Below are 23032 nucleotides of genomic sequence, written 5' to 3' on the forward strand. Positions count from 1 at the left end.
GGCCCGCGAGGTGTCCCGGGCCGAGCGGGTGGCCCGGGAGTCGGACGCGGCGCGGGCGCTCGGCCAGCCGAGGTTCGCCCGTTCGCAGCCGGGCCCGGCAGCCGGCGGCCCCGTGCAGGCGCAGCCCCGGCCGGCGGCCGGCCCGCGCCAGGGTTCGCAGCCGGAACCCGGGCCCACCGTCCCGGGGGCCCGCCCGGCGGGTCGGGAGCGGCAGCAGACCCCGCTGCCGGGTCGCCCCGGCGTCCGGAAGCTGGACGCCAGGCGGCGGCTGCGGCGCCAGCGGCTGGTGGTCTTCGTGACCGTCACCCTCGGGGTGGCGCTGGTGATCGCGGCGGCCCAGGGCTGCCAGAACCGGCACGCGCAGGGGCGGCCGCCGGCCGCGCCCCCTGCCGCGGCGAGTGCGGGCGAGCAGGTCGGCGCGGCCGGTCCGGCGATCGGGCTGTCGGCGGACGGGGTGCAGCCCTCGGCTCCGGCGGCGCCGGCCGCGCGGACCAGCGGCGGGGCGGGCGGTGCGCCGCTGCCCGCCGGGTTCGGGCCCGCGCCGGGGCCGGTGCCGCCGGTGGACTGGCCGAACCGCAGCTACCCGGACCCGTCCGGCGGGCCGGCCGTCCAGCTGCACGACGGGCGCTCGGCCGGCAGTCCGCAGGTCGCGCTCACCGCGGTGCTGCCGGCCCGGTACCGGGGAGCCCAGGCCGAGCTGGTGGTGCTGCGCCGCACCGACGGGTCGGTGCCGGTGGACCTGGTGGAGCTGTTCGCCTTCACCCCGGACTCCCCCACCCTGCTGACCGCCCGCAGCTCGGCGGCCGACCCGCAGTCCACCGCCACCTGGCGGCTGGACGAGGGCGCGCTGACCCGCGAGGAGCGGGTCACCCAGACCGGGGCGACCACCACCACCCGGTACGCGGTGCGGGCGGACGGCACGCTGGACGAGTCCTGGCCGGGGGCCGGCATCTCGGGCGGCATCGGCGGCTGATCCGCCGCCTGCGCCGCCCCAGGGCCTGCGGCGCGAACATGCCACGACGTACGACAGTTGGTGCCGCACCCTTCTGACGCTGCGTGAGCAATGAGAGACTCTGCGCATGGACCGGATACCTTCGGAGTCCGCTGGTGCGGCCGAACAGCTTTACGCGCTGGGCGAGTTCGCCGCTCGCCCGCCCTACCCGGTGCACGGGCTGCACAGACCGGTGCTGATGCCGGCCCGGCTGGCCAGGTGGGAGACCAGGGACGGCGAGACGGTGGCGGTCCAGCTGGTCTACGGCGAGCTGCAGGAGCCGGGCGCGGCCTTCCTGGCGGTGACCACCCGGGCGCCGGGCAGCGCGGTGGAGCGCGCCGACCTGCTGGGCGAGCTGCGCCGCGAGCGCCTGCTGGAGCGGGGCTCGTGGTCGCAGCCGGAGTACCAGCCGCTGCCGGCCGGCCCGGCGGCGGTCGGCGAGGTGTGCCGGGTCGGCCGGGTCTGGGCGCTGGCGCTGCGGTCGGACGGGCAGGCCGTCACGGTGCTCGGCCGGGGCGTGGAACCACTGGACGTGGAGACCGGGCCGGTCCGCGACCTGCGGCCCTACCTGGGCGGGCAGAGCCGGCTGGTGCGGCTGGCCACCGCCGAGCCCTGGGCCCGGCCCGAGCCGGAACTGGCGCCCGCCCACGGGATCGCGGCGGTGCGGGCCTTCCTGGAGACCTTCCTGCCCGGCGCGCCGGACGCCGGGCCGGCCTACCGGGCGCTGGGGCGGCGGGCGGTCACCGAGCTGGACCGGGCGCTGGGCTGCGGGGTGGAGCGGGCCGAGCGGCTGATCGCCTCGCTGGTCGGGCAGTTGGCCGAACTGCGCCGCCAGGTGCCGTGGTTCACCGAGCCGGACGGGCCGCGCACCGCCGCGCTGGAGGAGTTGCTGCGCCACGTCGGGCTGCGCCAGCCGGTGGACAGCGAAGCGGCCCAGGCGCTCTGGGAGCGCTACTGGGCCGCCCAGCAGTACCTGCCCGCGGAGCGGCTCACCCGGCTGCGCGAGCTCTGGGTTGCCGCCTGGACCAGCTGGGCGCGCGACCGGGAGCGCCCGTGGTGACGGCGGGTCAGCCCGGGTGGACGGTGTAGAAGGCGATGGCGGCCGCCGCGCCCACGTTGAGCGAGTCGATGCCCAGCGACATCGGGATCCGGACCCGCCGGGTGGCGGCGGCCAGCGCCTGCGGGGTGAGGCCGTCGCCCTCGGCGCCGAGCATCAGGGCCGCCCTGGGCAGCTGGTGCGCGGCCGCCTCGGCCAGCGTGACCGACCCCTCGGCGGGGGTCAGGGCGAGCAGCTCGAAGCCGGCCGCGCGCAGCACCTCGAGCGAGGACGGCCACGGGTCCAGGCGCGCGTACGGCACCGAGAAGACCGCGCCCATCGAGGTCTTGACGGCCCGTCGGTACAGCGGGTCGGCGCAGTCCGGCGAGAGCAGCACCGCCTCCATGCCGAGCGCGGCCGCGCTGCGGAAGATCGCGCCCAGGTTGGTGTGGTCCACCAGCCCCTCCAGCACCGCCACCCGGCGCGCACCGGCCAGCACCTCGGCGGCGGCCGGCAGCGGCTTGCGCTCCATCGAGGCGAGCGCGCCGCGGTGCACGTGGTACCCGGTGACCTGCTCGGCCAAGGCCGGCTCGACCAGGTGCACCGGGGCCTCGGTGGCGGCGATCAGATCCGCCATCACATCCAGCCACTTGGCGGTGAGCAGCATCGACCGCATCCGGTAGCCGGCCGACAGGGCCCGCCGGATCACCTTCTCCCCCTCGGCGATGAACAGCCCCTCGGCGGGTTCGCGGCGGCGCCGCAGCTCGACGTCGGTCAGGTCGGTGTAGTCGGCGAGCCGCAGGTCGCGGGGGTCGGTCACGGTGCTGGGCTGGGACACGAGAACCCCTACTGGGCGGGACGGGTGGCGGGGTCGAGCACGTGGACCACCTCGCCGACCACGATCACGGCCGGCGGGCGGACCTGCTCGGCGGCGACCACCCCGGCCACCGTGCCGAGGGTGGCGTCGATCCGCCGCTGGCCGGCCGTGGTGCCCTCCTGGACCACCGCGACCGGGGTGTCGGCGCCGCGGCCGGCGGCCACCAGGCGGGCGGCTATCGCGCCGATCTTGTCCACGGCCATCAGCAGCACCAGCGTGCCGGTCATCCCGGCCAGCGCCTCCCAGTTGACCAGCGAGCGCGGGTCGTCCGGGCCGACGTGGCCGGAGACCACGGTGAACTCGTGGGTCATCCCGCGGTGGGTGACCGGGATCCCGGCCGCGGCCGGCACGCTGATCGAGCTGGAGATGCCCGGCACCACGGTGACCGGGATGCCCGCCTCGGCGCAGGCCAGCAGTTCCTCGCCGCCGCGCCCGTACACGTAGGGGTCGCCGCCCTTGAGCCGGACCACGAACTTGCCCGCCTTGGCGTGCTCGATCAGGGCCTGGTTGATCGCCTCCTGGGCCATGAAACGCCCGTACGGGATCTTCGAGGCGTCGACGACCTCCACGTGCGGCGGCAGCTCGGCGAGCAGCTCGCGCGGGGCCAGCCGGTCGGCCACCACCACGTCGGCGTCGGCCAGCAGGCGGCGTCCGCGCACCGTGATCAGGTCCGGGTCGCCCGGGCCGCCGCCGACCAGTGCCACCCCGGCGGCCCGCTTGCGGTACTGACGCGCGCTCAGCGTGCCGTCCCGCAGGGCCTCCACGACGGCGGTGCGCAGTGCGGCCGAGTGCCGCGGGTCGCCGGTCAGCACGGCGACCGTGGTGCCCGCGCCGTCCTGGCCGCTGGCCGGGGTCCAAGCGGTGGCCGCGGCCGCGTCGTCGCTGCGCGAGCAGAAGATCCGGCGCCGCTCGGCCTCGGCACTGACCGCCTCGTTCACCGCGGGCTCGTCGGTGGCCACCAGCACGTACCAGGCGTCCTCGAGGTCGCCGTCGGCGTAGCCGCGCCGGTGCCAGGTCAGCTCGCCCGCGTCGGCCATCCCCTGCACGGCGGGGGTGGTACTGGGCGAGACCAGCTCGACCATGGCCCCGGCGGCGATCAGCGCGGGCAGCCGGCGCTGGGCCACCTGGCCGCCGCCGACCACCACCACGCGGCGGCCGGCCAGCAGCAGGCCGACGGGGTAGGGGGTCCGGCCCTCGGTGGAGGGGTGCGGGTTGGGCGCGTTCATCGGGAGGTGCTCCTGGGGGGCGGTGAGGGTTTTCGGGTAGCGACGTGCCCCGTACCGGCGCGCCCTCGGGCCGGTACGGGGGGTGGAGCGGCGGGGCTCAGCCCTTCTCGGTGACCCCGGCGGAGTCGAAGGTGGCTACATCGTGCATCGCCCGGGCCGCACTCTGCACCAGCGGCAGGGCCAGCAGCGCGCCGGTGCCCTCGCCCAGCCGCAGGTCCAGGTCGATCAGCGGGCGCAGGCCCAGCTTGGCCAGCGCGGCCTGGTGGCCGGGCTCGGCGGAGCGGTGGCCGGCGATGCAGGCGGCCAGCACCTCGGGGGCGATCGCCTTGGCGACCAGGGCCGCCGAGCCGGCGATCACACCGTCCAGGATCACCGGGGTGCGCAGCGAGGCGGCGCCGAGCAGGAAGCCGGCGATCGCCGCGTGCTCCAGGCCGCCGACGGCCGCCAGTACGCCGATCGGGTCGGCCGGGTCCGGGCGGTGCAGCTCCAGCGCGCGGCGGACCACCTCGACCTTGCGGGCGTGCGTCTCGTCGTCGATGCCGGTGCCGCGCCCGGTCACCTCGGCCGGGTCGGCGCCGGTGATCACCGAGATCAGCGCCGCCGAGGCGGTGGTGTTGGCGATGCCCATGTCGCCGGTGATCAGGATCTTGTTGCCGGCCGCGACCAGGTCGCGGGCGGTCTCGATGCCGACCTCCAGCGCCTTGAGCGCCTCCTCCCGGCTCATCGCCGGGCCCTGGGTCATGTCGTCGGTGCCCGGCTTGACCTTGCGCGGCAGCAGGCCGGTGGTGCGGCCCTGCTGGATCGCCTCCGGCAGCTCGGCCTTCACGCCCACGTCCACCACGCAGACCTCGGCGCCGACCTGGGCGGCGAAGGAGTTGACCACCGCGCCGCCGGCCAGGAAGTTGGCCACCATCTGCGCGGTGACCTCCTGCGGCCAGGGGGTGACGCCCTGGGCGTGCACCCCGTGGTCGCCGGCGAAGATCGCCACGCAGGCGGGCTCGGGGACCGGCGGCGGGCACTTGCGGGACAGGCCGGACAGCTGGGCGGAGATGATCTCCAGCATGCCGAGCGAGCCGGCCGGCTTGGTCATCCGCTTCTGGCGGTCCCAGGCCTCGCCGAGCGCCTTGGCGTCCAGCGGGCGGATGGTGCGCAGGGTGTCGGAGAGCAGGCTGTGCGGCTCCTCGCCGGGCAGCGCGCGGTTGCCGTACTGCTCCTCGTGCACCACCCAGGCGAGCGGGCGCTTCTTGGCCCAGCCCTGCTGCTGCAGCTCGGGCTCGTCCGGGAAGGCGTCCACGTAGCCGACGCACAGGTAGGCGACCACGTCCAGGTGCTCGGGCAGGCCGAGCTCGCGGACCATCTCCTCCTCGTCGAAGAAGCTCACCCAGCCGACGCCCAGGCCCTCGGCGCGGGCCGCCAGCCAGAGGTTCTCCACCGCGAGGGCGGCCGAGTACGGGGCCATCTGCGGCTGGGTGTGCCGGCCCAGGGTGTGCCGGCCGCCGCGGGTGCGGTCGGCGGTGACCACGATGTTCACCGGGGTGTCGAGGATGGCCTCGATCTTGATTTCCTTGAACTGCTTGGCCCGGCCCTTGGGCAGCGAGTCGGCGTAGGCGTCGCGCTGACGGGCCGCCAGTTCGTGCATCTTGCGGCGGGTCTCGGCGGAGCGGATCACCACGAAGTCCCAGGGCTGCGAGTAGCCGACGCTGGGGGCGGTGTGGGCGGCTTCCAGGACGCGCAGCAGCACCTCGTGCGGGACGGGGTCGGGGCGGAAGCCGTTGCGGATGTCGCGGCGCTCGCGCATCACCTGGTGCACGGCCTCGCGCATCGCCTCCTCGTAGCCGGGGGCGGCGGGCGGGCGGGGGGCCTCGGGCTCGGCGGGCTCGGCCGCCTCGGCGGGCGGCTCGGGCGCTGCCGGGACCTCGGCCGGCGGCGCCGGGGCGGCGGCGACCGGCTCGGCGGGCGTCTCCACGACGGGCGCGGGCGCCTGCTCGACGGCCTGCTGGACGGCGGCCGGCTCGACGGCGACTGCCTCGGCGACGGCTGCCTCGGCGACGGCTGCCTCGGCGACGGCTGAGGCGACTGCCTCGGCCGCGGGCGGCTGCTCGACGGCGGGCGCGTGCTCGGCCTCGGCCTGGACCTGGACCTGGACCTGGGCGGCGGGCTCCTCGACGGCGGGGGCGACGGGCTCGGCCACGGTCGCGGCCGCGGGCTGCTCGGGGGCCGGCGCCGCGGCGGGCTCGGGAGCGGTGACGGCGGCAGTGGTGGCAGTGGGGGCGGTGACCGGCTCGGCGACCGCCTCCGCCACGGCCAGGCCCAGCGGGGCCGGGTCGGCCAGGAAGGCGGCGATCCGGCGCGGGTGGCCGGCCTGCGGGGCAGGGGCGGCGGGGGTCGGTGCGGCGGGGGCCGGTGCGGCGGGCGGCACGGGCTGGGCCGGCGCGGTGACCGCGGTGGCCTGGTCGGCGGGCTGCTCGACCGCCGCCGGGACGGCCTGGGCCACCGGCTGGGCAGCCTGCTCGACCGGAGTTGACGGCGCGTCGACAACGGCCTCGGCGGCGACGGCCTGGGCCGGCACCTGCACCGCGACCGGCTGCTCCACGGGGGCCGGTGCGACCGGTGCGACCGGCGGCGCGGCGGCGACCAGCTCCACCGGCGCCATCTGGGCCGGCACCGCGACCACGGGCACACCGTGCGGCGGCGTGCCGCCGGGCGCGGACGGGCCGCGGTCGGCCAGCGAACGGACCGGCACCTGACCGGTCATCAGCGAGGGGTCCGGGATCGGCGGACCGGCGTGCAGCGGACGGCGGACCTGCTGCGCGGCAGCCTGCTGCGCCTGCGCGAGCGGCAGCTCGGTGACCGCGGCGACCGCCGGCGGCTCCAACGGCGGCCAGGACGGCTCGACCGGCGTGCCGGGCGGCTGCTCCGCGACGGCCACCGCGAGCGCGGCGGCCACCGGCTCGGCGGACGGCGCGGACGGTACGGGCTGCGCGGGCGCGCCGAGCGGCACGGGCGGCGCGAGCGGGACCGACTGCGCGGGCGCGACCGCCGGCGCGGAGGGCACGGCAGCACCGGGCGGCACCGCACCCACGGGCGCACCGAGCACACCGGTCGGCGCGACCACGGCCTCGGCCGCCACGGGCACGGGCGCCCCCGGCACCTGGGCCGGCGGCGCGACGGGCGCGCCCTCGCCGGCGGCCGGGTAGCCCAGCGGCGCGAACCCGCCCCCGGGCAGCAGCGCCTCGTCCAGCGGCGCGGCCGGCGTGGCGCCGTCGCTCCACGAGCCCTGCGGACCGGGCATCAGCAGCAGGTCGTCCTCGTCGTCCGGCTGGTCGATGAAGTGGTAGACCGGGCCGGAAGCCGCCACCGGGCCGCCCTGGCCGACGGGGACCGTGCCCCACCCGCCACCTCCCTGCGCCGGGTTGCTCCCGGCTTCGGGGAGCAGGTGCTCCGGCTGACCCTCGCTGGGGATCTGACCGCCGTCGGTCATCTCATACTCCTTCCAGGCCGCTTGCGCGTCCTTGGCGCCCCGGTCGCCGACCAGGGCGCACCGCCCGCTCCCGGGACGGAGCCGCGTGCCGGCCCACCCCACGTCCACCCTGCGGGCCGCCCGGTCGCGGTGGCCGACCCGGCCCCACCCGTCTCCCGCGCGAGCGGGTCACCCGTACGGGCAAGGGGGGATCGGGCACCGTCACCTGAGACAACGACAGCCCTGGGCATCCGGCACGACCGGCCCGGACACCGGGACATTCTCCCGGTCGGGCGCGTGTCAGTCGAATGCCGACGTACCGAACGGCATGTGGGTTGCGCCACGTCGGCACGGCAGCCACCCCCTGACCGGGGTGCCAGTCAGACCGTCAGACTACCTGTCGGCAAAGTCGACTTTGACCGACCGGTCAGCTCTCGGCCCACAGCAGGTATCCGCTCTGCGCGCCCCCGGCGACCACCCCGTCGGCCAGGTCCAGCGGCGCGGACTGCAGGAAGCTGCCCCCCGCCTTGTAGCCCGCGGCGGCCATCGCGGCCCGGATCTCCTCGGCCTCCACGGCGGACACCGTCCAGGCGACCAGCCGGCTCGGGCGCCTGGTCAGCACCGCGGCCACCACCTCCGCGCCGCCGCGCTCCACCACCACCGCGTCCGGTTCGGGCAGTTCGCCGAGCACCTCGGGGGCCCGCCCGGCGGCGGTCTCCAGCTCGACCCCGTACCGGCGGGCGTTGACCGCGATCCGGGCGCAGGTGGCCGCCGACTCCTCGACCGCCACCACCGCCGCGCCGAACCGGGCCGCCTCCACCGCGAGCGCGCCGGTGCCCGCGCCCACCGTCCACACCAGGTCGCCCGGGCCCGGGCCGAGGTGGGCCAGCACCACCGCGCGGGTCTGCGCGCTGAGCGTGGTCTGCCCCTCGTCGTCGTAGGCCTCGGGCTCCAGCGCCCAGCTGCGCTCGGCCGGCGGGTAGCCGACCGGGCGGCCGGCCAGCCAGCCGGCGGTGGCGTCCGCCGGCGGGTTCGGGGTGGAGCCGCCGAGCACCAGCACCACGTTGGGGTCGCGCCAGTCGTGGTCGGGGACCCGGTCCGAGGTGAGCACGGTGACGTCCTCCTCCTCGGTGCCGAGCCCCTCGCAGACCACGAAGGTGCGGTGCACCCCGCGCAGCACCAGGGCCAGTTCGCTGGGCCCGGCGTCGGGACTGGTGAGCACGGCGACCTTGGAGTGGGCCCGGCAGACGTTGGCCGCCCGGCGCAGCCGGCCGCCGTGGGTGCTGACCACCTGGGCGTCCTCCCAGGGCATGCCGGCCCGGGCGAAGGCGGCGGCCACCGAGGAGACCGCCGGCAGCACCTCCAACTCCAGCCCGTACTCGGGGCGGCGCAGCGTGCGCACCACGCCGAAGAAGCCCGGGTCGCCCTCGGCGACCACCACCACCGCGCCGCGGTGCTCGACGATCCGCCGGGCCGCCGACTCCACGCTGCCGAGCGCGATCCGCTCGGCGCCGGCCGGGACGGGGAGCGCGCTCAACTGGTACGGCGCCCCCGCCACCAAGGTCGCCGCGCCGAGCGCGGCGGCGGCCGCCTCCGTCAGCGGCGTCCCGTCCCACCCGATGACCGTGATCCGGTCAGCCATCGCCGCTGCTCTCCCTGTGTCGTGCAGCCGGGGCCCCCGCCCGCCGTCCCCCGCCGTCAATGTTCCAGCCAGCCCGAGGGTACCGGGTGGGCCCGCCCGGCCGCCGCTCCCGGCGATCTTGACCCGCCGTTCGTGTTGCGCCGTCAGGTGTCTCCCCGCCCACGCCGGGCTCAGTCGTGCAGTGCGTACCCGGAGCGGTACGGCACGGGGGCCGGTTCGAGGTCCTCGGGCAGCAGGCTCCACACGATGAGGTCGCTGCGGCTCTCCTCCCCCGCCGAGCCGACCTCGCCGGTGCGCACTATCCAGGCACTGCGCAGCACGCCCTCGCTGATGCAGCCGATCTTCTGCGCCACCTGCTGGGCAGCGGTGTTGCCGGCCGCGGTGCGCAGTTCCAGCCGGTGGAAGCCGCGGTCCTCGAAGAGCCACTGGGCCACCCCGAGCAGCGCCTCGACGGCGTAGCCCTCGCCGCGGGCCCAGGGGGCGGTGACGTAGGCGGCCTCGGTGCTGCGCAGCCGCCAGTCGGTGTGCCGCAGTTCGACGGTGCCGACCAGGCGCTGGGTCAGGTGCTCGGTGATGGCGAAGCTGATGCCGCGGCCCGCCAGCCGGCCGGCCGGGGCCTGCTGGCGCACCCACGCGCGGGCGTGCGCCACGGTGTAGGGCTGCGGCACGTCGGTCCAGCTGAGGACCAGTTCGTCGGCCATCATCGCGACCAGCTCGGGCGCGTCGCCCTCCTCCAGAGGGCGCAGCAGCAGCCGTTCGGTGCTGATCGCGGTCTCGGGGAAGCTCGCTGGCATACCGTCTCTCCTCGCCGGGTCGTGGCCCAACGTTACGCCTCGTGCGCCGGAGCCGCTGTCGCAGGGCCGACGCAGCGTCAGTTCGCCCAAACGGCGCCCGGCCCCGCCGCGGAGTGCGGCGGGGCCGGGGGCCTGCGAGGTCCGGGTCGGCGGCCGTCGGACGGCCGCCCGGACAACCGGTCAGAAGGCCGGGATGACCGAACCCTGGAAGGTGTCGTTGATGTACTTCTTCACCTCGTCGGAGTGCAGCAGCTGGGCCAGCTTCTGCACCCGGGGGTCGTTCTCCTTGCCCTTCTTGACCGCGAGCACGTTGGCGTACGGGTTGCCGTCCGCCTTCTCCAGCAGGATCGCGTCGCTGGCGGGCTTGAGGCCGGCGCCCAGCGCGTTGTTGCCGTTGATCACCGCGGCGTCCACGTCGGAGAGCGCGCGCGGCAGCTGGGCGGCGTCCAGCTCCTTGAACTTGAGGTTCTTCGGGTTGCCGGTGACGTCGCGCACGGTGGCGCCGGTGCCGACCCCGTCCTTGAGGGTGATCACCTGGTTGTCGGCCAGCAGCTTGAGCGCGCGGCCCTCGTTGGTGGCGTCGTTGGGCACCGCGACCGAGGCGCCGGAGGCCAGGTCGGCGACCTGCTTGACCTTCTTCGAGTAGACGCCCAGCGGCTCCAGGTGGACGTTCTCCACCGGGACGACGCTGGTGCCGTGGGTCTTGTTGAAGTCGGTCAGGTAGGGCAGGTGCTGGAAGTAGTTGGCGTCGGCGGAGCCGTCCTGCACGGCGGGGTTCTGCAGGGTGTAGTCCGTGACCTCCTTGACCGTCAGCTTCAGGCCCGCCTTGGCCGCCAGGTTGTCCTTGATGTAGTTCAGGATCTGGGCGTGCGGGGTGGGGCTGGCGACCACGACCAGCGGCTTGTCGGCGCTGCTGGTGGAGGAGGAGCTCGAGGAGCTCGAGGAGCAGGCCGCCAGGGCGGTCAGGCCGGCTGCGGCGAGGACTGCGACGGTGGACTTCAGGACGGTACGCACGAAAAGTGCCTTTCTCCGTTGTGGTGAGGGGCCGCGCGCCCGGGTGCGGGCGGCGGAGGTCTGTGGGGCCCGTGGCGGGCCGTCAGGAGTGGTCGAGCCGCTTGCTCAGGAAGTCGCCGACCAGCTGGAGCAGGGTGACCAGCAGCACCAGCTCGATCACGATCACGACCATGAAGCCGGTCTCGAAGCGCATGTAGCCGTAGGTGATGGCGAGGTTTCCCAGGCCGCCGCCGCCGACCGTGCCGGCCGTCGCGGAGTAGCCGATCAGCGCGATCACCGTGGTGGTCAGTGCCGAGAGCAGGGCGGGCAGCGACTCGGGCAGCAGCACCTTGCGGACCACGGCCCAGGTGGAGCCGCCCATCGCGTGCACCGCCTCGACCAGGCCGCCGTCCACCCCGCGCACCGCGGTCTCCACCAGGCGCGCGTAGAACGGGATCGCCCCGATCGCCAGCGGCACGGTGGCGGCCTGCCAGCCGATCGAGGTGCCGACCACCCAGCGGGTGAACGGGATCAGCGCGACCAGCAGGATCACGAACGGCAGCGAGCGCCCCACGTTCACGATCGCGCCCACCACCTTGTTGACGGGTCGGTTCTGCAGCAGCCCGCCCTTGTCGGTGAGCACCAGCAGCACCCCGAGCGGCAGCCCGACCAGCAGCGTGACCAGGGTGGCGATGCCGACCATCTGCAACGTCTCGACGGTGGCGTCCTGCAGCAGCGGCTGCATCTCGTCCCAGGTCATGCGAGCGTTCCGTTCTCGGTCAGGACGTCCACCTGCAGGCCCTGCTCGCGCAGGTAGCCGATCGGGACCACGTTGTCCTGGTGGCTGCCGGGCAGTTCGACCCGCATCCGGCCGACCTGGCGGCCGCCGATCGTCTCCACCGCGGCGCCCAGGATGTTGAGGTCGATCTGGTAGGTGCGGGCCAGCTGGGAGATGAACGGCCGGCCCGAGCTGTCGCCCTGGAAGGTGACCTCCACCACCGTGCTGCCGCCGTGGCCGGCACCGAACTCGCTGAGCGGGAAGAGCTCGCGGGCCAGCGCCGAGCCGTCGGTGGCGATCAGCTCGGTGAGCGGGCCGGCCTCCACGATCCGGCCCTCGCGCATCAGCGCGGCCGAGTCGCAGACCGACTTGATGACGTCCATCTCATGGGTGATCAGCAGCACGGTCAGGCCCAGCTCCTGGTTGAGCCGGCGCAGCAGCTGGAGGATCGAGCGGGTGGTCTGCGGGTCGAGGGCCGAGGTGGCCTCGTCGGAGAGCAGCACCCTGGGGTCGCCGGCCAGCGCCCGGGCGATGCCGACCCGCTGCTTCTGGCCGCCGGAGAGCTGCTTCGGGTAGCTCTGCGCCTTGTCCGCCAGGCCCACCAGCTCCAGCAGTTCGCCGGCCCGGCGGCGGCGCGCGGTGCGGTCCAGGCCGCGGATCTCCAGCGGCAGCTCGACGTTCTGCTGCACGGTGCGCGAGGCGAGCAGGTTGAAGTGCTGGAAGACCATGCCGATCCGCTGCCGGGCCGCCCGCAGCTCGCGCCCGGCCCGCTGCTCGGTGCCGGGCAGTGCGGTGAGCTCGACCCCGTCCACCGTGACGGTGCCGGAGCTGGGCCGCTCCAGCATGTTGACGCAGCGGATCAGGGTGCTCTTGCCGGCGCCGCTGGTGCCGACGACGCCGTACACCTCGCCCTCGCGGACGTGCAGGTCGACGCCGCGCAGGGCGGTGGTCCGGCCGCCGCGCGAGGTGTAGACCTTGGTGAGGTCCTTGGTGGTGATCACAGCTGCTTTCCGTTGCATGAGGGGATATTGCGGGGCAACCAGCACAAATCGGCCGGCTCGGGCACGCCGGAAGCGGTGCCTGACGGCGATTCGGGACAGGATGACGGCCGGTTCGATCATGGCCGGTGGGCAGCACGGGCGCCGGTCGACCGAGCCGGGCGGCTCAGTACGGGCGCGGTGCGCGGGGGGCGACGGGGACGGTGCTCCCGGTCAGCGGCGACACATTCGACAACACATGCCGGACACACCTGCCGGCATGGTGCCGGTGGCGGTGGCTCTCGTCGTCGCAGTCATGAGAACCAGTAAAACAGATGATCCGCGCGCATCCCAGTTTTCAGGACTTGACGTCCGCATTGCGGACACGAGCCAGTCCTGCCAAGGAAAACGCCGAGGGCCCCGTCCGTTCGGACGGGGCCCTCGGCGCAAGTGGTTCAGACCGCGGTGGCCAGCGGCAGCGGGAGCGACTTCTCCAGCGTGACGAAGCTCAGCCGACCGCCGCCCGGGGTCACCTCGACCTGGCGGTAGCCCTGGCGGGCGTACAGCCGCAGGTTGCCGAGGCTGCGGTGGCCGGTGAACAACTGGAAGACGGTGACCCCGTGCTCGGCGGCCAGGCGGTCCTCGACCGCGCGCAGCAGCCGGCCGCCCAGGCCGTGCCCCTGCATCCGCGGGTGGACCACCAGGCGGCTTATCCGGCCGGTGCCGTCGGCGTCGACCCAGCCGCGCACGGTGCCGACCACCTCGTCGCCCAGCCGGGCCACCAGCACCTGACGGTCGGCCAACTCCTCGCGCAGGCTCTCCAGGGTCTGGGTGAGCGGTTCGATCGACCAGTCGCCGTAGAGCTCGGCCTCGCTCTGGTAGCCGAGGTACTGCAGTTTGAGGATCTGCTCGGTGTCCTGCTCGGTCGCATCCGAAATGATCACGCTCATGCCCATGTGCAGGGGCCTCCCATCGTCGATGCCCGGCGCGCGCAGTGGAGGGCCTGTTACCCAGTTGGTCTGCCGCGCCGGGTGGCCTGCCGGAGGTCGTCCCGGCCAGGAGGTGACCCGGCCCGGGAGTAGCGCTCGACCGTATCAGCAACCATCGTGCGGATACGTTCGCCAGCGCTCTACCCAGCCTTCAGCTGTTCTCAACCTTCCCGCAGCCGCACGTGGCCGAAGTCACTCGGATGCCCCGCCATCCGGGGGAGTCAGGCCACCCACTCCCGCTGCACCGCGAGATCGGCCTTGACCTCCGCCAGCTGCCGGGCGACCGCACTGGGCGCGGTGCCGCCGCGGCCGTCCCGGGCGCCGATCGCGCCGTGCACGCTGAGCACCTCGCGCACCTCGGGCGTCAGGTGCGGGGAGATCTCGGCGAACTGCTGGTCGGTCAGGTCCCACAGCTCGATGCCCAGGCCCTCGCAGACCTTGACGCAGGCGCCGGCCACCTCGTGCGCGACCCGGAACGGCACGCCGCGCTTGACCAGCCACTCGGCGATGTCGGTGGCCAGCGAGAAGCCGGCCGGGGCCAGCTCCTCCAGCCGCTCCCGGTGCACCGTCAGGGTGGCCATCATCCCGGTGAAGGCGGGCAGCAGCACCTCCAGCGTGTCGCAGGAGTCGAAGACCGGCTCCTTGTCCTCCTGCAGGTCCCGGTTGTAGGCCAGCGGCAGCGCCTTGAGGGTGGCCAGCAGGCCGGTCAGGTTGCCGATCAGGCGGCCGGACTTGCCCCGGGCCAGCTCGGCGATGTCCGGGTTCTTCTTCTGCGGCATGATCGAGGACCCGGTGGAGAAGGCGTCGTGCAGCGTGATGAAGCCGAACTCCTTGGTGTTCCAGATGATCACCTCCTCCGCGATCCGGGAGAGGTTGATGCCGATCATCGCGGTGACGAAGGCGAACTCGGCGACGAAGTCGCGCGAGGCGGTGCCGTCGATCGAGTTGCCCACCGAGCCGCCCTCGAAGCCCAGGTCGGCGGCGACCGCCTGCGGGTCCAGGCCCAGCGAGGAGCCGGCCAGCGCGCCGGAGCCGTAGGGGCTGACCGCGGTACGGGTGTCCCACTGCCGCAGCCGCTCGGCGTCCCGGCCCAGCGCCTGCACGTGGGCCAGCACGTGGTGGGAGAAGAGGACCGGCTGGGCGTGCTGCAGGTGGGTGCGGCCGGGCATCGCGGTGTCCGGGTGCGCCTCGGCCAGGCCGACCAGGGCCTCCTGCAGGTCGAGCAGCAGGGCGCCGATGGTCTTCGCGTGGTCGCGCAGGTACATCCGGAACAGGGTGGCGATCTGGTCGTTGCGGGACCGGCCGGCCCGCAGCTTGCCGCCGAGATCGGCGCCGAGGCGCTCCAGCAGGCCGCGCTCCAGCGCGGTGTGCACGTCCTCGTCGGCCACCGTGCCGGTGAAGGTGCCGGCCTGCACGTCGGCCAGCAGCTGGTCCAGGCCGGCCAGCATGCCGGCCAGCTCCTGCTCGCTCAGCAGCCCGGCCTTGGCCAGCACCCGGGCGTGCGCCTTGGAGCCGGCGATGTCGTACGGGGCGAGCCGCCAGTCGAAGTGGACCGAGGCGGAGAGCTTGGCCAGTGCCTCGGAGGGGCCGTCGGCGAACCGGGCGCCCCACAGGCGCACGTCGGCGGGCTGATCGAGAGTCATCGCGGGGGCTCCTCGGGTACGACACGGTCACTGGTGGCATAAGTATGCATGACACCGTATGAAGCATCAAAGCCGGGGGCGGCAGCCACCCGAGCGGGCCGCCGCCCCCGCCGAGACGGGTGCTACCAGGCGACCGGCAGCTCGTGCAGGCCGTAGATCAGCGCCTCGGTGCGGAACCGGAGCTCCTCGAAGGGGACCGCCAGGCGCAGCGTGGGCAGTCGGCGCAGCAGGGTGCCCAGCGCGATCTGCAGCTCCGCCCGGGCCAGCGGCTGGCCCAGGCACTGGTGCACACCGAAGCCGAAGGCCAGGTGGCGGCGGGCGTCCCGCTCCACGTCCAACTGCTCGGCGTCGCCGAACAGCTCCGGGTCGCGGTTGGCGGTGGAGATCGCGCAGAGCACCCCGTCGCCCTCCTCGACCACCACGCCGCCGCCCAGGTCCACCCGCTCCAGCGCCACCCGGGGCACGCCGGTGTGCACGATGGTCAGGTAGCGAAGCAGTTCCTCGACCGCGCCGAGGATCAGGCCCGGGTCCTGGCGCAGCCGCTCGGCCTGGGCCGGGTGGCGCAGCAGGGCGACGGTGGACAGCGAGGTCATGTTGGCGGTGGTCTCGTGGCCGGCCAGCAGGAGCAGCACGCCGTTGGCCGCGACCTCCTCGGGCGTCAGATCCCCGCGGGCGGCCAGCTTGGCGATGACGCCGTCCGGGTCGCCCTGCTTGGCGGCGGCCACCTCGGCCAGGTATCCGGTGAGCGCGTCCATGGCCTGCTGCGGGACCCCCAGCGGCTGGCTGGTGTCCAGCAGCAGCCGGCCCTGCTCCTGGAAGAACTCGTGGTCCGCGTAGGGCACCCCGAGCAGTTCGCAGATCACCAGCGAGGGGACCGGCAGCGCGAACCGGGCCACCAGGTCGGCGGGCGAGCCGGTGGCGATCATCTCGTCCAGCGTCTGGTCCACGATCCGCTGGATCCGCGGGCGCAGCGCGTCCACCTTCTTGATCAGGAAGTCGGTGGTCATCATCCGGCGCAGTCGGCTGTGCTCGGGGTCGTCCATCCGCAGGAAGCTCTGCTTGCGGGTGGCGATCACCTCGCGCGCCACCGGGTTGGTGAACGGGAAGGTCGGGTGGTGGGCGTCGGCGCTGAACCGACGGTCCATCAGCACGGTGCGGATCTGCTGGTAGTCCGTCAGCAGCCAGCAGGGGTTGCCGTCCCAGAGGCTGAACCGGGCGCTCGCGCGCCGGTGGTTGGGGGGCGGGTCGAACGGGCAGCCGGCGGGGCGCGGGGCGGGCAGGCCGAGCTGTTCGGCGGTGGTCACCGGGCCACCTCCGCCAGGGTGATCGCACCGCCGGGGCAGAGCGCGGCGGCGGTGCGCAGCTTGGCGGCCAGCTCGGGGGCGGGGCGGTCCTGGAGCAGGACCACCAGACCGTCCTCGTCGCTCTGGTCGAACACGGTGGGGGCGGTCAGCACGCACTGGCCCGAGCTGCAGCAGCGGTCCTGGTCGACGGTCACGTGCACGGGGTTCCTCCTGAGCGCAGGCGGGAGGGGCGCCCCGAGCCTGTTGCCCGGGGCAACCAACGTTCCGTCACAGAACCTAACCCCGGCGGGTACGGAGCGCGCCGAGCGTTGAAGGGTTCACCTCAGAATGGCCGGATCCGGCCGGTCGGGCCCACTCCGGCTGCGCGCACCGGGCGCCGGGCGCTCAGCGCTCGGTGCGGGCCTGGGCCAGCTGCATCAGGTGGTCCGCCAGGGCCTGGCCGCCGGCCGGGTCGCGGCTGATCAGCAGCACCGTGTCGTCGCCGGCGATGGTTCCGATGATCTCGTAGACCTCGGCGGTGTCGATCGCCGAGGCGAGGAACTGGGCCGCGCCCGGTGGGGTGCGCAGCACCACCAGGTTGCCCGAGGCGGTGGCCGACACCATCAGTTCGCCGGCCAGCCGGGCCATCCGCCCCTCGCTGGCCGACTCCCCCATCGGCGCCCGCGGAGTGCGGTCACCGCCCTCGGCGGGGACGGCGTAGATCAGCGCGCCGTCCCGGTTGCGGATCTTGACCGCCCCCAGCTCGTCCAGGTCGCGGGAGAGCGTGGCCTGGGTGACCACCAGCCCGTCGTCGGCCAGCAGCTTGGCCAACTGGCTCTGTGAGCGCACGGGCTGACGGGTCAGCAGGTCCACGATCCGCCGGTGCCGGGCGGTGCGGGTCTGCGGGACCTGCGGGGTCGCACCGCCGGCGGGCTGGTCGGCTGGGGGAACGGTCATGATGATGATTCTTCCGGACGATCGGTCGGTATGCGCGGCCGGGTCGCCCCGCAGGGCGACCCGCCGGGATCGTGCTCGGTGCTCAGCCCTGGTCGGCCGCGAGTTCGCGCTCGACCTCGGCCAGGACCGCGGGCAGGGCGGCCAGGAACTCGTCCGCCTGCTGCTCCGTCAGGACCAGCGGGGGGACCAGCCGGACGGCGTCCGGGACCGCGGCGTTCACCAGGAAGCCGGCCCGCTGGGCGGCCGCCTGCACCTGGGCCGCGACCGGCCGGGTGAGCACGATGCCGAGCAGCAGCCCGGCGCCGCGCACGTGGGAGACCAGCGGGTGGCCGATCGCCTCGACGCCGCTGCGCAGCCGGTCCCCCACCTTGGTGACCTGGGTCAGCAGGCCCTCGGACTCGATGGTGTCCAGCACCGCCAGCGCGGCCGCCGCGACCACCGGGTTGCCGCCGAAGGTGGTGCCGTGCTGGCCGGGCTGGAGCAGCTCGGCGGCCGCGCCGTAGCAGACCACCGCACCGATCGGCAGGCCGCCGCCCAGGCCCTTGGCCAGCGTGACCACGTCCGGCTCGACGCCCGGCTCGGCCTGGTGGGCGAGCCAGTGCCCGGTGCGGCCGATGCCGGTCTGCACCTCGTCCAGGATCAGCAGGGTGCCGGTGGCCCGGGTGATCTCGCGGGCCGCCGCGAGGTAGCCGGCCGGCAGCGGGAGCGCGCCGTTCTCGCCCTGGATCGGCTCCAGCACCACGGCCGCGGTCTCGGTGGTCACCGCGGCCCGCAGCGCCTCGACGTCACCGAAGGCGACGTGGGTCACCTCGCCGGGCAGCGGCAGGAACGGGGCCTGCTTGCCGGGCTGGCCGGTCAGCGCGAGGGCGCCCATGGTCCGGCCGTGGAAGGCGCCGTCCAGGGCGACCAGCCTGGTCCGCCCGGTCAGCCGGCTGATCTTGAAGGCGGCCTCGTTGGCCTCGGTGCCGGAGTTGCAGAAGAACACCCGGCCCGGGCGCGGGTCCAGCGCGAGCAGCCGCTCGGCCAGCTCGATGGTGGGCTCGGCGGTGAACAGGTTGGAGATGTGGCCGAGCCGGCCGATCTGCGCGGTCACCGCGGCGGTGATCGCCGGGTGGGCGGTGCCCAGCGCGTTGACCGCGATGCCGCCGACCAGGTCCAGGTACCGGTTGCCGTCGGCGTCCGTCAGCACCGCGCCGCTGCCCTCGACCAGCGGCAGCCGGGGCGTGCCGTAGTTGTTGGTGAAGGCCTGCCGGTACCGCTGCGTCAGTTCCTCGTTGCTGCTCACGCCAGTCCCCCCAGTACGGTCGGCTCGTCGTCCGGGACGACCATGGTGCCGATCCCCTCGTCGGTGAAGATCTCCAACAGCAGGCTGTGCGGCACCCGCCCGTCCAGCACGCGCGCGGTACCCACGCCGGAGCGCACCGCGCGCAGGCAGCCCTCCATCTTCGGCAGCATCCCGCTGGCCAGGGTGGGCAGTATGGCCTCCAGCTCGGTGGCGCTGAGCTGGCTGATCACGTCGTCGGAGGCCGGCCAGTCCTGGTAGAGGCCCTCCACGTCGGTGAGCACCACCAGCATCTCGGCGCCCAGCGCGGCGGCCAGGGCGGCGGCCGCGGTGTCGGCGTTGATGTTGTAGACGTGGCCGTCCTCGCCGCGGGCGATGCTGGAGATCACCGGGATCCGCCCGTCGCCGATCAGCGCCTTGACCGCGCCCGCCTCGATGTTGACGATGTCGCCGACCAGGCCGATGTCCACCTGCTCGCCGTCCACCACCGCGTACCGCTTGACGGCGGTCATGGTGTGCGCGTCCTCACCGGTCATGCCGACGGCGAACGGGCCGTGCCCGTTGAGCAGGCCCACCAGCTCGCGCTGCACCTGGCCGGCCAGCACCATCCGGACCACGTCCATGGTCTCCGGGGTGGTGACCCGCAGGCCGTTGGTGAACGAGGACTCCAGCCCCAGCTTCTCCAGCTGCGCGCTGATCTGCGGGCCGCCGCCGTGCACCACCACCGGGTGCAGGCCGGCGTAGCGCAGGAAGACCACGTCCTGGGCGAAGGCGGCCTTGAGCGCCTCGTCGACCATGGCGTTGCCGCCGAACTTGATCACCACGGTCTTGCCGTGGAAGCGCTCCAGCCAGGGCAGCGCCTCGATCAGGGTCATCGCCTTGGGCAGCGCGGTGTGGTTGCGGGCCCGTTCGCCCTTGGGTGCGATCTTCATGCTGCGGTCCCCCGTCAGGTGGAGTAGGCGCTGTTCTCGTGCACGTAGTCGGCGGTCAGGTCGTTGGTCCACAACGTGGCGGCGGCGGTGCCCGCGTTCAGCCGGGCGGTGATGACCACCTGACGGTCCTTCATCGACACCAGGGTGCGGTCCTCACCGGTGGCCCCCGAGCGGCAGACCCAGACGCCGTTGATCGCCACGTCCAGCCGGTCCGGGTCGAAGGCGGCGTCGGTGGTGCCGATGGCGGCCAGCACCCGGCCCCAGTTCGGGTCCTCGCCGTGGATGGCGCACTTGAGCAGGTTGTTGCGGGCGATGGTGCGGGCGACCGTGACCGCCTCGTCCTCGGTGGCCGCGTCGACCACCTCGATCCGGATCTCCTTGCTCGCCCCCTCGGCGTCGGCCACCAGCTGGAGCGCCAGGTCGGCGCAGACCTGCTCGACGGCGGCCGCGAACTCGGCCTCGTCCGGGGTGACCCCGGCCGCGCCGGAGGCCAGCAGCAGCACCGTGTCGTTGGTCGACATGCAGCCGTCGGAGTCCACCCGGTCGAAGGTGGTGCGGGTGGCGGCGCGCAGCGCCCGGTCCAACTGCGCGCTCTCCACCGCGGCGTCGGTGGTCAGCACCACCAACATGGTGGCCAGGCCCGGCGCCAGCATGCCCGCGCCCTTGGCCATACCGCCCACCACCCAGCCGGCGCCGCCGGCCTGGGCGGTCTTGTGCACGGTGTCGGTGGTCTTGATGGCGATCGCGGCGGCCTCGCCGCCGGTCTCGCTCAGCTGCGCGACCGCCAGGCCGACGCCCGGCAGCAGCAGGTCCATCGGCAGCCGCTGGCCGATCAGCCCGGTCGAGCAGACCGCCACCTCGCCGGCGCCGATGTTGAGCTCGGCGCCGACCCGCTCGGCCGTGGCGTGCGTGTCCTGGAACCCTTCGGGCCCGGTACAGGCGTTGGCTCCACCGGAGTTGAGGATCACGGCGGCCAGCTGGCCGTCCTTCAGCACCTGCTGGGACCAGAGCACCGGCGCGGCCTTGACCCGATTGCCGGTGAAGACGCCGGCCGCCGCGAAGGACGGTCCGTCGTTGACCACCAGGGCCAGGTCCGGGGTGCCCGAGGCCTTGATCCCGGCTGTGACGCCGGCCGCCCTGAAGCCCTTGGCGGCGGTCACTCCGGCACTGCTGTGTGCTGTGTTGCTCTGTGCGCTCACGGCGCGACTCCGTTCACGGGAAGGCCCAGCTCCTCGGGCAGACCGAGGGCGATGTTCATGCTCTGCACCGCGCCGCCGGCGGTGCCCTTGACCAGGTTGTCGATCGCGCTGACCACCACGATCCGGCCCGCCTGCTCGTCCAGCACCACCTGCACCAGCGCGGTGTTCGCGCCGGCCACCGACTTGGTCTGCGGCCACTGGAGTTCGGGCAGCAGGTGGACGAACGGCTCGTCGTCGTAGGCCTTGTGGTAGGCGGCGCGGACCTCGGCCGCGCTCACCCCGGGTCTGGCCTTGACGGAGCAGGTGGCCAGGATGCCGCGGGACATCGGGACCAGGGTGGGGGTGAACGAGATGCTCACCGGCTCACCGGCCACCGCGCTCAGGTTCTGCGACATCTCCGGGGTGTGGCGGTGCACGCCGCCGACCCCGTAGGCGCTGACCGAACCCATCACCTCACTGCCGAGCAAGTGGGCCTTGGCCGCCTTGCCGGCCCCGGAGGTGCCGCTGGCGGCCACGATCACCGCCTCCGGCTCGGCCAGGCCGGCCGCGTACGCCGGGTAGAGGGCCAGCGAGACGGCGGTCGGGTAGCAGCCCGGCACCGCGATCCGCTTGCTGCCCATCAGCGCGGCGCGGTGGCCGGGCAGTTCGGGCAGGCCGTAGGGCCAGGTGCCGGCGTGCGGGGAGCCGTAGAACTTCTCCCAGTCGGCCGGGTCCTTGAGCCGGAAGTCGGCGCCGCAGTCCACCACCAGCACGTCCTCGCCCAGCGCCTGCGCCACCGCGGCGCTCTGGCCGTGCGGCAGGCCGAGGAAGACCACGTCGTGTCCGGCCAGCACCTCGGGGGTGGTGGGCTGCAGTACCCGGTCGGCCAGCGGCAGCAGGTGCGGCTGCAGCTCACCGAGCCTGGTCCCGGCGTTCGACCCGCCGGTCAGCGCGCCGATCTCCACCTGCGGATGCCCCAGCAGCAGCCGCAGCACCTCGCCGCCGGCATACCCGCTGGCACCGGCAACAGCGACTCGCAAGGCCATGACCGCTTCCTTCCTTCGGCCCCATGTGATGTGGCATGAATATACGCAACGCGGAACATTCATGCAAGGAGCGGAAGGAGCGGCCCCCGGCGGCCGGTGACCCGGCGCTCCACCTGCGGGTGGCGCAACGCAGGGGGGCTCAGTGGTCCGGCGACCGTCCGGATTTACCCGCGGTCAGCCGCCAGAGGCCGGCCACCTCGTAGTAGACGCCGTTGACGAGTTGCAGCAGCACCAGGGTGACCGGCCAGAGCAGCGCGCCGAGGCCGGGCACCAGGTCCACCGGCAGGGTGTAGGCCATCGCGATCCGCACCACGGCGTCCAGCAGCATCGCCACGCCCCAGATCGCGGTCGAGACCCGCCAGATCCGCCGGAAGGCCGGCTCGCGTTCCCACAGCACGTCCCAGGAGGTGCCGTCGGACCGGAACCGCCCCTCCAGCAGGGGGCGCCCGCCGTGGAAGAGCAGGGGACGCTCGGCCCTGATCGAGATCAGGAACCAGAGGCCGGCCGCGCCGCTCAGCCAGCCGTCCTTGGCCAGCATGAACCGGGGGCTGCCGCTGACCAGCGCGGCCGCGACCCCGAGCAGCATGATCCCGGCGACGAATCCCGCGGTGCCCGCCAGACTGCGGGTGCGCAGCCAGTGCACGGCTGTGGTGGACACCGGCAGGACGGCGCCGGCCAGGAGAGCGACGAAGACGCTGACGCCGGCGGCGCGCAGGCCGTAGTACAGCGCGATCGGAACCACGAGGTCCAGGAGGACACCGAGCAGCAGACGTCGGCGGCTCGGCCGCGGTGGCCCCTCGGAGGTCGCCGCCGGCGGCACATCGCGCGCGGTCACGACGGACTCCGGTCCGAGAAGGGCCAAGGTGGTGCGGGCACGGTCGTCCACCTCCGGGGCGGCCGCGGCATCCGCGCGGCCGATCGAGGACCCCAGGGTGATTCCGTGCTGGA

General features: G+C 74.3%; 19 protein-coding genes and 1 pseudogene. 2 read left to right on the plus strand and 18 right to left on the minus strand.

The features are described from left to right. Positions 1-973 (plus strand): annotated as a pseudogene (locus C7C46_RS21200) (hypothetical protein); the annotation flags it as partial. 106 nt (positions 974-1079) lie between these two features. Continuing rightward, complete coding sequence (locus tag C7C46_RS21205) at positions 1080-2051, plus strand: hypothetical protein (RefSeq protein WP_110671465.1); 972 nt, start codon at positions 1080-1082, stop codon at positions 2049-2051. 7 nt (positions 2052-2058) lie between these two features. Here the strand turns inward: C7C46_RS21205 and C7C46_RS21210 are convergent, their stop codons facing one another. From C7C46_RS21210 to C7C46_RS21295, 18 genes are all read right to left on the minus strand, one after another. Further along, entirely contained in the window at positions 2059-2865 is an 807-nt protein-coding gene (locus tag C7C46_RS21210) for a TrmH family RNA methyltransferase (RefSeq protein ID WP_110671466.1), read from the minus strand. A gap of 8 nt (positions 2866-2873) precedes the next feature. Next, entirely contained in the window at positions 2874-4130 is a 1257-nt protein-coding gene (gene cobA / locus C7C46_RS21215) for a uroporphyrinogen-III C-methyltransferase (RefSeq protein WP_110671467.1), read from the minus strand. Positions 4131-4227: 97 nt separating this feature from the next. Next, the gene (cobT, locus tag C7C46_RS21220) at positions 4228-7611 is read right to left on the minus strand and encodes a nicotinate-nucleotide--dimethylbenzimidazole phosphoribosyltransferase (protein ID WP_110671468.1); all 3384 of its coding nucleotides are present in this window, start codon (positions 7609-7611) and stop codon (positions 4228-4230) included. A gap of 406 nt (positions 7612-8017) precedes the next feature. After that, a complete protein-coding gene (gene cbiE, locus C7C46_RS21225; protein ID WP_110671469.1) occupies positions 8018-9232 on the minus strand; it encodes a precorrin-6y C5,15-methyltransferase (decarboxylating) subunit CbiE in 1215 nt (404 codons plus the stop codon). 170 nt (positions 9233-9402) lie between these two features. After that, the gene (locus C7C46_RS21230; RefSeq protein ID WP_110671470.1) at positions 9403-10026 is read right to left on the minus strand and encodes a GNAT family N-acetyltransferase; all 624 of its coding nucleotides are present in this window, start codon (positions 10024-10026) and stop codon (positions 9403-9405) included. A 180-nt stretch (positions 10027-10206) separates the two neighbouring features. Further along, on the minus strand, positions 10207-11040 hold the full coding sequence (locus C7C46_RS21235) for a MetQ/NlpA family ABC transporter substrate-binding protein (RefSeq protein WP_110671471.1): 834 nt from the start codon (positions 11038-11040) through the stop codon (positions 10207-10209). Between the two features lie 82 nt (positions 11041-11122). Continuing rightward, a complete protein-coding gene (locus C7C46_RS21240) occupies positions 11123-11779 on the minus strand; it encodes a methionine ABC transporter permease (RefSeq protein ID WP_110671472.1) in 657 nt (218 codons plus the stop codon). After that, positions 11776-12798 (minus strand): methionine ABC transporter ATP-binding protein, encoded by a 1023-nt coding sequence (locus C7C46_RS21245; RefSeq protein WP_110671473.1) that lies wholly within the window; start codon positions 12796-12798, stop codon positions 11776-11778. The genes C7C46_RS21240 and C7C46_RS21245 overlap by 4 nt, the downstream gene beginning before the upstream one ends. A gap of 431 nt (positions 12799-13229) precedes the next feature. Further along, the gene (locus C7C46_RS21250; protein ID WP_110671474.1) at positions 13230-13730 is read right to left on the minus strand and encodes a GNAT family N-acetyltransferase; all 501 of its coding nucleotides are present in this window, start codon (positions 13728-13730) and stop codon (positions 13230-13232) included. A gap of 254 nt (positions 13731-13984) precedes the next feature. Further along, positions 13985-15406 carry an argininosuccinate lyase gene (gene argH, locus C7C46_RS21255; protein ID WP_110671475.1) on the minus strand — a complete coding sequence of 474 codons (1422 nt, stop codon included), beginning with the start codon at positions 15404-15406 and terminating at the stop codon, positions 13985-13987. A 122-nt stretch (positions 15407-15528) separates the two neighbouring features. Further along, complete coding sequence (locus tag C7C46_RS21260) at positions 15529-16710, minus strand: cytochrome P450 (RefSeq protein ID WP_110671476.1); 1182 nt, start codon at positions 16708-16710, stop codon at positions 15529-15531. Beyond that, a complete protein-coding gene (locus C7C46_RS21265; protein ID WP_110671477.1) occupies positions 16707-16910 on the minus strand; it encodes a ferredoxin in 204 nt (67 codons plus the stop codon). The genes C7C46_RS21260 and C7C46_RS21265 overlap by 4 nt, the downstream gene beginning before the upstream one ends. A gap of 184 nt (positions 16911-17094) precedes the next feature. After that, positions 17095-17646 (minus strand): arginine repressor, encoded by a 552-nt coding sequence (locus C7C46_RS21270; RefSeq protein WP_110671478.1) that lies wholly within the window; start codon positions 17644-17646, stop codon positions 17095-17097. Positions 17647-17728: 82 nt separating this feature from the next. Further along, positions 17729-18931, minus strand: a complete 1203-nt coding sequence (locus C7C46_RS21275; RefSeq protein WP_110671479.1) for an acetylornithine transaminase — start codon at positions 18929-18931, stop codon at positions 17729-17731. Beyond that, a complete protein-coding gene (gene argB, locus C7C46_RS21280; RefSeq protein ID WP_110671480.1) occupies positions 18928-19860 on the minus strand; it encodes an acetylglutamate kinase in 933 nt (310 codons plus the stop codon). Before argB ends, C7C46_RS21275 begins: the two co-directional genes overlap by 4 nt. 14 nt (positions 19861-19874) lie before the next feature. Continuing rightward, positions 19875-21020, minus strand: a complete 1146-nt coding sequence (gene argJ, locus C7C46_RS21285; RefSeq protein WP_110671481.1) for a bifunctional glutamate N-acetyltransferase/amino-acid acetyltransferase ArgJ — start codon at positions 21018-21020, stop codon at positions 19875-19877. 35 nt (positions 21021-21055) lie between these two features. Continuing rightward, a complete protein-coding gene (gene argC / locus C7C46_RS21290; RefSeq protein ID WP_110671482.1) occupies positions 21056-22084 on the minus strand; it encodes an N-acetyl-gamma-glutamyl-phosphate reductase in 1029 nt (342 codons plus the stop codon). A gap of 139 nt (positions 22085-22223) precedes the next feature. Continuing rightward, the gene (locus C7C46_RS21295) at positions 22224-22919 is read right to left on the minus strand and encodes a VC0807 family protein (RefSeq protein ID WP_146259162.1); all 696 of its coding nucleotides are present in this window, start codon (positions 22917-22919) and stop codon (positions 22224-22226) included. Between the last annotated feature and the right edge of the window lie 113 nt (positions 22920-23032).

It is taken from the genome of Streptomyces tateyamensis, from assembly GCF_003205575.1.
Classification (GTDB): Bacteria; Actinomycetota; Actinomycetes; order Streptomycetales; family Streptomycetaceae; genus Kitasatospora; species Kitasatospora tateyamensis.